This is a genomic window from Streptomyces humicola, assembly GCF_024436035.1.
Taxonomy (GTDB): Bacteria; Actinomycetota; Actinomycetes; order Streptomycetales; family Streptomycetaceae; genus Streptantibioticus_B; species Streptantibioticus_B humicola.
In genome coordinates this window covers 516,828-528,728 of the sequence record NZ_JANFNG010000002.1, presented here as the reverse complement: position 1 = coordinate 528,728, position 11,901 = coordinate 516,828, and the positions used below count along the sequence as shown (strand labels likewise).

Below are 11,901 nucleotides of genomic sequence, written 5' to 3'. Positions count from 1 at the left end.
ACGAGAACCAGCACAGGACCAAGGAGAGACGTGAGCGGTAAGGGCGCCCCCGAGCTGACCGTGAAGAGCTGCAGCGACCTGCGTGTGGCGGTGATCGCCGCCCAGTGGCACCAGCAGGTGATGGACGGCCTGGTCGAGGGCGCGCTGCGCGCCCTGCACGAGCTCGGGATCGACGAACCCACCCTGCTGCGGGTGCCCGGCAGCTTCGAACTCCCCGTCGTCGCCAAGGTCCTGGCCGGCCGCGGCTACGACGCGATCGTCGCTCTCGGCGTCGTCATCCGTGGTGGCACCCCGCACTTCGACTACGTCTGCCAGGGGGTGACCGCAGGGCTCACCCAGGTCTCCGTGGAGACCGGCGTGCCCGTCGGCTTCGGCGTGCTCACCTGCGACACGGAGGCGCAGGCGCTGGACCGGGCGGGCCTGCCCGGATCGAGCGAGAACAAGGGCCACGAGGCGGTCACCGCCGCGGTCGCCACCGCCGCCACGCTGCGCTCGGTCTCCGAGCCCTGGCGCTGACGCAGCGGGGGAACCACGTAGGGTAGGGAGCACCATGGCCAACAAGACATTCGAGGAGCTCTTCGCCGAGCTCCAGCACAAGGCCGCCGTCGGCGACCCCAGCACCTCCCGTACCGCCGAACTGGTCGGCAAGGGCGTGCACACGATCGGCAAGAAGGTCGTCGAGGAAGCCGCCGAGGTGTGGATGGCCGCCGAGTACGAGGGCGCCGACCGCACCGCCGAGGAGATCTCGCAGCTGCTCTACCACCTTCAGGTGATGATGGTTGCGCGGGGAATCTCCCTCGACGACGTATACGCTCACCTCTGACGCCCCTGGCATCCCCGGCATTCTGCTGGTCCGCTGGCCCCCTGGTCCGCTTAGTCCGCTTAGTCCGCTGTTCCGCGTACGACACCACCTCGAGCCGTGAAGGAATCCGTTCCCATGCTGCGCATCGCCGTCCCCAACAAGGGTTCACTCTCCGAGCCTGCGGCGGAGATGCTCCATGAGGCGGGTTACCGGCAGCGCAAGGACCGCCGCGAACTCGTGCTCGTCGACTCCGACAACCAGGTCGAGTTCTTCTTCCTCCGCCCCCGCGACATCGCCGTCTACGTCGGCTCCGGCCGTCTCGACATCGGCATCACCGGCCGCGATCTGCTCCTCGACTCGGGGGCTGACGCCGAGGAGATCCTGCAGCTCGGCTTCGCGGCCTCGACGTTCCGGTACGCGACCCGGCCCGGAACCGCGACCGGGGTCAAGGAGTTCGGCGGCATGACGATCGCCACCTCCTTCGCGGGCCTGGTCAGCCAGCACCTCGCCGACAACGGCGTGGAGGCCTCCGTGGTGCACCTCGACGGCGCGGTCGAGACCGCGATCCAGCTGGGCGTCGCCGAGGTCATCGCCGATGTCGTGGAGACCGGCACCACCTTGCGCAACGCCGGTCTCGAGATCATCGGCGAGCCGATCCTGGAGTCCGAGGCAGTGGTGATCCGGCGGACCGGCGCCCCGGAGGACGACCCGAAGGTCCAGCAGTTCCTCCGCCGGATGCAGGGCGTCCTGGTCGCCCGCCGCTACGTGATGATGGACTACGACATCCGGGCGGAATTCCTGGAAGAGGCCGTCGCCCTCACCCCGGGCCTGGAGTCGCCCACCATCTCCCCGCTGCACCACGAGGGGTGGGTCGCGGTCCGGTCGATGGTCCCGGCCAAGGAGGCCCAGCGGATCATGGACGACCTCTACGATCTGGGCGCCCGGGCGATTCTCACCACCGGCATCCACGCCTGCCGTTTGTGACCCGCCCGCCCGTCGCCCACCACCACCCTCAACCGAGGCGCTGCGCGCCGCTGTGATACCTGCCGGTCCTGTCCGGGGAAGGCCGCCATGTCCGCCGCCGAAGAGCCACTCGCATTGCCGGTGACCTTCCGGCCGGTGCGCACCCGCACCGTGCTGATGACCGTTGGCACGATCCTGCTCGTGACCTTCGTCACCGTCGCCTTCGCCATGCCCGGCTGGTCGGCGCCGGACCGCGGAGTCTTCATCGCCACCGGTGCGGTGATCTTCGGGCTGCTCTCGCTGCTGAGCCGCCCGAAGATCGTCGCCGCGCCCGGCGGCCTCACCGTGGTCAACCTGACCACCAAGCGCCGGCTGGAGTGGGCCGAGGTGCTCCGCGTCAACCTGCGGCCCGGTGACCCGTGGGTGTATCTCGACCTCGCCGACGGCACGTCGCTCGCCGCGATGGGCATCCAGCCCGGCAACGGCAAGCAGCGCGCGGTGCAGGAAGCGCGTCGGCTGAGGGCGCTCGCGGAGGCGTACGGCACCAGCTCCTCGGCGGCCTGAACGCTCCCTCCGGTGCCCCTCTTGGGCCAGGCCCTTGACTACCCTGGGTGTAGGCGGCTTACGATGCCGCCGCCCCGCGTCCGCGCGACCGTCTTCCGGCACCGGCTCCGCGGGGACCAAAGCAACCCGAGGAGTGACACTTCCCGGCGATGGACGAATCGTCCTGCAGTACCAGCGCCGCCCCTGCCCGGAACGCCTTGAGCGCGGCGGTGGCGGCATGATCTCCCTCCTGCTGCTCGGTGCGGCGTTCCTTCTCATCCTGGCGAACGGCTTCTTCGTCGCCGCAGAATTCGGCCTGGTCACCGTGGAGCGGGCGGAGGCCGAACGCGCCGCCGCACGGGGTGACCGCAGATCACGCAGGGTGGTTACCGCCCTGCAGAAGCTCTCCTTCCAGCTCTCCGGCACTCAATTGGGCATCACGATCACCTCGCTGGTCGTCGGTATGCTCGCCGAACCCGCACTCGCCTCCCTGCTGACGGGCCCGCTCACCGAGGTGGGGCTCCCGGGGGGCATCGCACCCGGCACCGCGGTCGTGACCGGCATGATCGTGGCTTCGGCGGTGCAGATGGTCATCGGCGAGCTGGTGCCCAAGAACTGGGCGGTCTCCCGGCCGCTGCAGGTCGCCCGGCTGGTGGCCGGTCCGCAGCAACTCTTCTCCCGGCTCCTGCGGCCCGTGATCGCGGTGCTCAACGGGGCTGCCAACCGGCTGGTGCGGTCGCTCGGCGTGGAGCCCGCCGACGAGCTGGCCTCCGCCCGTACCCCCACCGAACTCGTCTCGCTCGCCCGGCACTCGGCCCGCGCCGGGGCCATCGAGGAGGACACCGCCGACCTGTTCGTGCGCTCCCTCAACCTCGGCGAGCTCACCGCACAGTCCGTGATGACCGCACGCGTGAAGGTCAGCGCCCTCGACGACACCGCCACAGCGGCCGACGTCCTCAACCTCAGCCGTGCCACCGGCCTGTCGCGCTTCCCTGTCTACCGGGAGCGCCTCGACGAGGTGGTCGGCATGGTGCATCTGAAGGACGCGCTCGCCGTGCCCGCTCAGGTGCGCGACCGGACCCCCGCCGGGCAGATCGCCGTGCCGCCGCTCCTCGTCCCCGGAACCCTGCCCGTCCAGCCGCTGCTGGAGCGGCTGCGCAGCGAGCAGCCGATCGCCGTCGTCGTCGACGAGTACGGCGGCACCGCGGGCGTGGTGACGCTGGAGGACATCGTCGAGGAGCTGGTCGGCGAGGTCCGCGACGAGCACGACGACGCAACGGCCGACCTGCCCGAGCTCACCCAGGTCCCGCCCCAGGACGGGATGGCGGCGTGGGACGCGGACGGCAGCTGCCGTGACGACGTGCTCGCGCGCATCGGGCTGCGCGTGCCGCCGGGACCGTACGAGACGGTGGCCGGTCTCGTCGCCGATCTGCTCGGCCGGATCCCGGCGGAAGGGGACGTCGCCGTGCTGCCCGGCTGGCAGCTGAGGGTCCTCGAGGTCGGGCATCACCGGGCCGAACGCGTGCGTCTGGTGCGCGTGACCACCGGCACGGGCGAGGAGGGCGGCGCGCGATGACCTTCCTGCAGTTGCTCTTCGCCGTCGTGCTCGTGCTCGCCAACGGGTTCTTCGTCGGCGCCGAGTTCGCCCTGGTCTCGGTGCGGCGCAGCCAGATCGAGCCGCTTGCGGCCACCCAGCGGCGCGCCCGTACCGTCCTGCACGGCCTGGAGAACCTGCCGCAGATGATGGCCGCCGCGCAGTTCGGCATCACCGTGTGCTCGCTGACCCTCGGTGCGGTCGCCGAGCCGACGGTCACCCGGTTGCTCGAACCGCTCTTCGCGGCGGTGCGCGTCCCCGGTCAGCTCGTCCACCCGATCGGCTATGTCATCGCGCTGGTGCTCGTGGTCTTCCTGCATCTCGTCGTCGGCGAACTGGTGCCGAAGAACCTGGCCATGGCCTCCCCGGAGCGCACGGTGCTGTGGCTCAGCCCCGGACTCGTCGCCTTTGCCCGGATATTCCGTCCGGTCATCGCGGTGCTCGGCGCCTGCGCCCGCCTGGTGCTGCGGCTGTTCCGGGTCGAGCCCAAGGACGAGGTCGAGGCGGTTTTCACCAGCGAGCAGCTCACCCACCTCGTCGAGGACTCGCGGCAGGCCGGGTTGCTCGACCCCGGTGAGCAGGAGCGGCTCGCGGACGCTCTGGAGCTCGGTACCCGGCCGGTCACCGAGGTGCTGCTCGAACCGTCCGGCCTGGTGACCGTGGACCCGTCGGTGACCCCAGCACAGGTCGAGGAGCTGACCGTGCGCACCGGCTACTCGCGCTTCCCGGTCGTCGGCCCTGACGGCGCCTTCCCCGGCTACGTCCACGTCAAGGACATGCTGGGCCTGCAGGAGCAGGGCCAGGGCGATCTTCCCGTGCCGTCGCGGATGTGGCGTCCGATGACCACGCTCCGCGCCGACCTCCCGCTGGACGACGCGCTCACCGCGATGCGCCGGGCCGCCGCCCATCTCGCGGCCGTCATCGATCAGGGCGGGCGGGTGCTGGGCCTGGTGGCGCTCGAAGACGTGCTGGAGCTGCTCGTCGGCGAGGTACGGGACCCCGCACACCGGGACGCCGGCAGGCACCGTGTCCACCCGCCGCGCTCCGGGGCGCACCCCCCGGCCCTGGCGGGCTGAGCGTCAGTCGGGAGTGCGATCCGGGCCGGGGCCGTCCGCGCCCCGCCCGGAGAGCACCTCCCCGTAGGCCTGCATCAGATCCGGCAGGCGCAGCGTCGACAGGTCGTCGCGGGTCGGGGTGCCGGGGAAGCCGGAGAGCCGCAGGTCCCGGTAGGCGCAGCTCTTCTCGTACAGGGTGCGAAGGAAGCGGCCGTTGCCCAGCTCGTCGATCCAGTTCTGCGCGACGACATGGCCGCTGATGCTGCGCAGCTCGTCGAGAGCCTCCTCGTCCCAGTGGTCGCCGCCCTCGGCGGCCAACACCTCACCGATACGGGTGAGTTCGAGCGGCCGGTAGCTGGGGAAGTCGACCCGCGTGGTGAAACGGGAGCTGAGACCGGGGTTGGCGGCGAGCAGCCGGTCCATGCCCTCGGGATAGCCCGCGAGAATGACCACGAGGCGGTCGCGGTTGTCCTCGGCGCGCTTGAGCAGCACCTGCAGAGCCTCGTCCCCGTACGCGTCGCCCTTGCTGTAGCCGGAGTTGGACAGGCTGTACGCCTCGTCGACGAAGAGTACCCCGCCGAGCGCCGAGTCGATCAGCTCGTTGGCCTTCACTGCGGTCTGGCCGAGGAACTCGCCCACCAGATCGGCGCGTCCCGCCTCGATCAGGTGGTCGCCGCCGAGCAGCCCGAGCGCGTAGAAGACCCGGCCCAGTATCCGTGCCACCGTCGTCTTGCCGGTGCCGGACGGCCCCGAGAAGACGAAGTGCCGTTTCGGCGGCTGGACGGGCAACCCCTGGCCGGCCCGCAGCCTGGCCATCCTCAGCTGCGCGGACAGCGCCTTGACCTGCCGCTTCACCGGCTCCAGGCCGACCATGCGCTCCAGCTCGGCGAGCGCCTTGGTGAGCAGTACGGGGTCGGGGGTGCCCAGCGGCAGCTGCGGCGGGGCGGACGTCACGGGCAGCCGTACTCGTTCGCGCACCGCGTCCTCGTCGACCGGCGCGGCCTCGGGCGCCGGCGCCGGCTGGGCCTCGCCTGCTATGCGCCCTCCGGCCTGGTCCCCCGGGGGTGCGGGCTCACCCTCCGGCAGTCCGTCGGGTGCCGACTGGCCGAGGCCCGCGAGCGACACCGAGGCGAGGTCGGGTGTCTCGTCGAGCCCGTCCTCGGCCTCGGTGATCGCGGCAAGACGGGCCGAGGTGTCCATGAACGCCGGGTCGACCCTGTGCACGGCCCGGTACAGGGGGAGCGCGGCTGCCGAGCGTCCCGTGCCCTCGTAGGAGCGGGCGAGCCAGTACCGCAGCTCCTTGCGCTGCGGCTGCTCGCTGCGGCAGCGCATCAGGGCGGCGGCGAGCAGCGGCTCGGCCTGTCCGCACATCTCCAGACGCACGCGTGCCATGCCGCCGAAGAGGCCGGCCTCTATGCCGAGAACGGGGTCGTCGAGCAGGGGCTCGGTGTGCCGCACCAACTGCTCCCAGTCCTTGACCAGATACGCCCGGCAGGCGTGGAGAAAACGGACCTGCGGATCGGTGTCGATGGGCGAGCACTCCGCGAGCGCCCGGTCCAGGTCGGCGACGTGCCGTCCGTCGAGCCAGTGCGAGGCGTGCGCGAGTAGCAGGTCGCGGCCGGTCTCCAGTACGGGCTGCACCCACCAGCCCAGCCAGTACCAGGAGTTGAGCGACCGGTGGAAGGCGCGGCGCTGCTCACCGAAGCGGTCGCGGTTGCGGTACATCTGCAGCAGCGCGGTCGAGGTCTCGGCGCGCAGGGCGTGCAGCCCGAGCCAGGCGTCGGCCATCCCGGGATCGAGGCGCACGGCCGCGCGGAACTCCTCCTCGGCCTGCGCATAGGCGCCGACCGTGTAGGCGTCGACTGCGCGCAGCCACGCCAGATCGGCCGGGGCGCCCGAGCGCTCAGTCCCGAAGTCCATCAGTCCCCCACAACCGTGCCCCTGGCCCGCCGCCGTCTTCCGATCCGGAGTACCTCGAATGCTCACGGAAGTACCGTGCACCGGAGGGAAGTTGACCCGTCGCGCACCGCGCCCGTCCCCGGGCCGGTACCCTTCATCGCATCGTACCTGCGGTGTTGCGAGGGGGAGAGGGTGACGCACCGGGCGATGGTTGAACCGGGGCCGAATCGGCCGCAGTCGACAGGCCAAGGGGCGATGGTGACGGAGGGTGAGGGTGATTGCCGCGAAACAGGCATTACGCTCACCATGGAGAGGACGAAGCCCCCGGTCACGGGGGAACAACCGGGGGCTTCGTGTCTTCGGGCGGTCCGTTCCGACCGCGTATTGAGAACGTAAGTCCTGCACGGCCGCCAGGTCAAGCCGGGTTCGCGCACTGAATTGCAGTTGTGGAAAGTCACAACGGGAGAACGGCGAGAGGCCGGAGCGATTGTCACAGCGCCGGCGGCGGATCCTCACGCTCGGTGAAGCCGCGGCCGGTTCAGGTCCGGACCGCAGGCCCCGGAAGCACCTCGTATCCGACGCGCCCCTGCCGCACCAGCAGGTCGGCGTACGGCCGCGAAGGATCCGCCGCGAAGTGCTCCTCCTCCGCGCGCATCCACCCCTGCCAGAAACCTTGCTGCTGCGGACCGTCCCGTCGCAGCCCTCGCGCCCAGGCAGCCCCGCGCCCCAACTCCATCCACAGCAGCCCCGCCAGGCGAGGACGGACGGCGCGGCGGCCGGCGCCCACCCCCTCCACGACGACGACCGGCGCGCACGGCACCTCGCGCGGCTCGGCCCCGAACCGACGCGCCGTCCAGTCGTAGACCGCGTACCGGCCCGCCTCGCCGTGCTCCAGAGGTTCGAGCACCTGTTCGTGCAGGGCCGCGGTCCAGGCGAACAGGCCGTCGTGCGTGGCGAGATCGTCCAGGTGCACCACGGGCGCGCCACCGAGAGCCCGGGCCAGCAGCCGGGCGAAGGTGGTCTTGCCCGATCCCGCGTGCCCGTCCACGGCCACCAGGCGCACCTGCCCGCACGACGGAGGCAGCGCCCGCAGCCGCTCGGCGAGCGGCAGCAGCGCAGACGGATCCGGCAGGTCCGGCAGATCCGGCAGATCCGATGCGGGGGAGGTGTGCACGTCCATCGTGATCAGAGTACGGCGCGTCCTGCGTCGCGACGGGTCCGCCCCGGCCCCGCGGCGTCTACCGTATGGCTGTGACCGCTGTCTCTCCCCAGGACTCCCAGGGGTCGGCCGCTCCCGGCCCCGCCGACCCGCTCTACCCCGCCGACCGCATCGAAGCGGCCCGCCGTGCCGCTGCCGCCGCAGGGCTCGACGCCCTCCTCATCTCGCCCGGCGCGGATCTGCGCTACCTCGCCGGCTACCAGGCACTGCCCCTCGAGCGGCTCACCTGCCTGGTGGTCCCGGCCGCGGCCGATCCGCTGCTCGTCGTGCCCGTCCTGGAGAAGCCCGCCGCCGAGGCCTCCCCGGCAGGCGCGCTCGGTCTGGAGATCGTCGGCTGGGAGGAGACCGACGACCCGTACGCGCTCGTCGCCGGGCGGCTGCCGCCGGCCGCGCGGCGGGTCGCCGTGGACAACCACATGTGGGCGGAGAAGCTCCTCGCCTTCAAGGCCGCGCTCCCGCACGCCGAGCAGTCCCTCGCAGGTGACGTCCTCAGGGAGTTGAGGGTGCGCAAGAGTGCTGCCGAGATCGAGGCGCTGCGCCGCGCCGCCTCGGCGATCGACCGCGTCCACCGCAGGATCGGGGAGTGGCTGCGCCCCGGGCGCACCGAACGGGAGGTCGCCCGCGACGTGGCCGACGCGATCGTCCAAGCCGGCCACGTCACATGCGACTTCGTCATCATCGCCTCGGGACCGAACGGCGCCAGCCCCCACCACGAGGTCTGCGACCGGGTGATCCGCAGCGGTGACCCGGTTGTCGTGGACATCGGCGGCACCACGGAGGACGGGTACTGCTCGGACTCCACACGCACCTACGCCGTCGGCGAACCCGGCCCCGACTTCCGCGAGCTCTACGAGGTGCTGCAGCGGGCGCAGCAGGCCCAGACCGAGGCGGTGCGGCCTGGCCTGGCCTCGCAGGAGCTCGACGCGGTCGGCCGCCGCATCATCGAGGAGGCGGGCTACGGTGAGCACTTCATCCACCGCACCGGGCACGGCATCGGCCTGGAGACGCATGAGGAGCCGTACATCGTGGCCGGCAGCGACCGTCGCCTCGAACCCGGCATGGCCTTCTCCATCGAGCCGGGCATCTACCTCCCGGGGCGCTTCGGCGCGCGGATCGAGGACATTGCCGTGTGCACCGAGGACGGCGGCGAACGCCTCAACCTCACCGCACGAGAGCTCGTCGTCCTGCCCGGCTGACCGTCACGTCCACCACAGCAAGGGGGAACGCCATGACACCACCCGCCGCGCGCCGCACCGTTCTGGCCGCCGCGCTCGCCACCGCGACCACCGCCGTCGGCGTGAATGCCGCGCAGGCATCGGCAGACCCCCGCGCGGGCACCGCGGCCGACGCAGGCACCAACGCAGGTACCGGCACCGACACCGACACCGACACCGACCGTGACTCCGCTCCCGTGGACTACCACTCCTGGACCTCGCACTCCGACTGGCGCCTGGGCATCCACGACGGCACCGGCCCGGTGCGCGGCGACCGCCCCGGCATCGTTCTCGACCGGCCCGCCGGCACCACCGAGTACACCGATCCGCACACCGGCAGGACGGAGACCTGGGAGTACGCCACCTGGACCTCCCCGGTCCGCTCCGTGAGCTTCGGTGCCACCGAACTGGTCGCCTCCTGGAACGTTTGCACCCCCGAATCCACCTGGATCCAGGCGGAGTTGTGCGGTGAGTACAACGACGGTTCACCGACCCCCTGGTATGTCATGGGCCGTTGGACCTCGGGAGACGGCGACCGCGACATCAGGCGCACGTCGGTCGACGGCCAGGGCGACGGGCGAAGCGCCATCTCCACCGACACCTTCGCCATCGACGACGCCGCGAGCGGACTGCGCCTTAGGTCCTACCGGCTTCGGCTGACCCTGTTCCGCAGGCCCGGCACGCGCCTGACGCCGGTCGTCTGGCGGATCGGCGCGATGGCCTCGGCGATCCCCGACCGCTTCACCGTCCCCGCGTCCCGGCCGGGTGAGGCATCGGGCGTCGAACTCGGCGTCCCGCGTTACTCGCAGGAGCTCCACAAGGGCCAGTACCCGGAGTACGACAACGGCGGCGAGGCCTGGTGCAGCCCCACCTCGTCCGAGATGGTCATCGAGTACTGGGGGCGCAAGCCAACGCCCGCCCAGCTCGCCTGGGTCGATCCGTCCTATGCCGACCCGCAGGTCGACCAGGCGGCCCGCCTCACCTACGACTACCAGTACCAGGGGTGCGGCAACTGGCCGTTCAACGCCGCATACGCCGCGACCTACCACGGCATGGAGTCGGTGATCACCCGCCTGCACTCGCTCCACGACGTCGAACATCTGATCAAGCACGGCGTCCCGGTGATAACGTCCCAGTCCTTCCTCGCCTCGGAGCTCGACGGCGCAGGCTACGGCACGGCGGGGCACCTGATGTGCGTCATCGGATTCACCCGGGACGGCGATGTGATCGCCAACGACCCCGCGAGCCGGGACGATGCGGCGGTCCGACGTGTTTACAAGCGACACGAGTTCGAAACGATCTGGCTGAGGACGAAGCGGTACGACGCCAAGGGCAAGGTCGCGAGCGGCTCGGGGGGCGTGGTGTACGTCTACTGGCCCACCGACGCCACCCCGGAGCAGCGGCGCGCCCTGCGCGAGGTGGGCATCCGCTGACCGGGCCGCCTGCTGCACCGGCACCACCCCGCCAGACGCCAGCCGCCCGACGCCCGCCACCGAGGAACCCCGTGGACACCGGCATATGGACAGACGACGCCGAGGGCGGCGCGATACCCGCGCAGCGCCGAACCCGCCGACCGGCCCGCCGGCTGGGCGGCGCCCTGCACCCCCGTGGTGATCCGGTCTCACGCCGCGGCTACCGTGGCCTGGTACCGAAAGCGCCTGAAGGCCGCATTCCCGTGCAGCGGAGATGAATCGTGTTGAGCCGTCGAGCCCGCATCCCCGGGGAACCAGCAACGAAGGCCGCCCGGTGGACGTCCCGCCTCGGCGTAGCCACGGTCGCCGTGGCCCTGGCGGCCCTGACCGCCGGATGCGGATCCGGTGGCGGTGCCGGCAGCAGCGGCGTGCCGGCGCCGTCGTCCAGCGTCGGAACACAGATCGACGGAGCGATTCCCGCGGACATCTCGCACCTGCCGGTGACCGACCAGGACGGCAGGCAGACCGACCTGGCGGCCTTCCGCGGCAAGGTGCTGATGATCTCCGATTCGATGACCCTGTGCCAGGAGACCTGTCCGCTCGACACGGCGAATCTGGTGCAGACCGCGCACGCCGTGGACCAGGCCCATGAGGGAGCCGATGTCGAGTTCCTGACGATCACCGTCGACCCGGAACGTGACACCCCCGCGCAGCTCGCGGCCTACCGGCGGCAGTACGCACCGACCCCGGCCAACTGGGAGGCGCTGACCGGCACTTCGGCCGACGTCGCCAAGCTCTGGAAGTACTTCGGTGTCTGGTACCAGAAGGTGCCGGAAGGCTCGCCGCCGGCGAAGAACTGGCGCACCGGCCAGCCCCTGACGTACGACATCGACCACGCGGACGAGATCTTCTTCCTCGACAGCCGCGACAACGAGCGGTTCGTCATCAACGGCGCTGCTCATGTGGCCGCGGGGACCCGACTGCCCGCGACCATGCAGGGATTCCTGGACTCCGACGGTCTGCGGAACCTGCAGCAACCCCAGGACGGCTCCTGGACCGTGTCGGACGCGCTGCAGACGCTCGGCTGGCTGCTGCAGCGCACGATCGGACCGCCGTCCGGCTCATGATCCGCTCCCGCTCTGTGCGGATCGCCGGGTGCGAGGCTGCGCAGTCGCGGGCGGGACGGTGATCGGCGTTCTG

11 protein-coding genes are annotated in these 11,901 nt (G+C 71.3%); 9 read left to right on the top strand and 2 right to left on the bottom strand.

Features of this window, described 5'->3' with window-relative positions; all coding sequences use genetic code 11:
* The first annotated feature begins 30 nt into the window (after positions 1-30).
* From ribH to NGB36_RS05830, 6 genes are all read left to right on the top strand, one after another.
* The gene (ribH, locus tag NGB36_RS05855) at positions 31-516 is read left to right on the top strand and encodes a 6,7-dimethyl-8-ribityllumazine synthase (protein WP_255918974.1); all 486 of its coding nucleotides are present in this window, start codon (positions 31-33) and stop codon (positions 514-516) included.
* Between the two features lie 34 nt (positions 517-550).
* A complete protein-coding gene (locus tag NGB36_RS05850; protein ID WP_255918973.1) occupies positions 551-823 on the top strand; it encodes a phosphoribosyl-ATP diphosphatase in 273 nt (90 codons plus the stop codon).
* Between the two features lie 114 nt (positions 824-937).
* A complete protein-coding gene (gene hisG / locus NGB36_RS05845; protein WP_255918972.1) occupies positions 938-1,786 on the top strand; it encodes an ATP phosphoribosyltransferase in 849 nt (282 codons plus the stop codon).
* 87 nt (positions 1,787-1,873) lie between these two features.
* Positions 1,874-2,329 (top strand): PH domain-containing protein, encoded by a 456-nt coding sequence (locus tag NGB36_RS05840; RefSeq protein WP_255918971.1) that lies wholly within the window; start codon positions 1,874-1,876, stop codon positions 2,327-2,329.
* Between the two features lie 217 nt (positions 2,330-2,546).
* The gene (locus tag NGB36_RS05835) at positions 2,547-3,884 is read left to right on the top strand and encodes a hemolysin family protein (protein ID WP_255919028.1); all 1,338 of its coding nucleotides are present in this window, start codon (positions 2,547-2,549) and stop codon (positions 3,882-3,884) included.
* A complete protein-coding gene (locus NGB36_RS05830; protein ID WP_255918970.1) occupies positions 3,881-4,978 on the top strand; it encodes a hemolysin family protein in 1,098 nt (365 codons plus the stop codon). Before NGB36_RS05835 ends, NGB36_RS05830 begins: the two co-directional genes overlap by 4 nt.
* A gap of 3 nt (positions 4,979-4,981) precedes the next feature.
* Here NGB36_RS05830 and NGB36_RS05825 read toward each other — a convergent pair whose 3' ends face one another.
* Positions 4,982-6,877: an AAA family ATPase gene (locus NGB36_RS05825; protein WP_255918969.1), complete on the bottom strand. Its 1,896-nt coding sequence runs from the start codon at positions 6,875-6,877 to the stop codon at positions 4,982-4,984.
* Between the two features lie 517 nt (positions 6,878-7,394).
* Entirely contained in the window at positions 7,395-8,036 is a 642-nt protein-coding gene (locus NGB36_RS05820; RefSeq protein ID WP_255918968.1) for a uridine kinase family protein, read from the bottom strand.
* A gap of 71 nt (positions 8,037-8,107) precedes the next feature.
* On the opposite strand from NGB36_RS05820, the gene NGB36_RS05815 reads away from it, so the two are divergent.
* The 3 genes from NGB36_RS05815 (at position 8,108) to NGB36_RS05805 (ending at position 11,828) form a co-directional block, all read left to right on the top strand.
* Positions 8,108-9,271 carry a M24 family metallopeptidase gene (locus NGB36_RS05815; RefSeq protein WP_443740937.1) on the top strand — a complete coding sequence of 388 codons (1,164 nt, stop codon included), beginning with the start codon at positions 8,108-8,110 and terminating at the stop codon, positions 9,269-9,271.
* A 32-nt stretch (positions 9,272-9,303) separates the two neighbouring features.
* The gene (locus NGB36_RS05810; protein ID WP_255918966.1) at positions 9,304-10,722 is read left to right on the top strand and encodes a C39 family peptidase; all 1,419 of its coding nucleotides are present in this window, start codon (positions 9,304-9,306) and stop codon (positions 10,720-10,722) included.
* 260 nt (positions 10,723-10,982) lie between these two features.
* The gene (locus NGB36_RS05805; protein ID WP_255918965.1) at positions 10,983-11,828 is read left to right on the top strand and encodes an SCO family protein; all 846 of its coding nucleotides are present in this window, start codon (positions 10,983-10,985) and stop codon (positions 11,826-11,828) included.
* Positions 11,829-11,901: the final 73 nt, after the last annotated feature.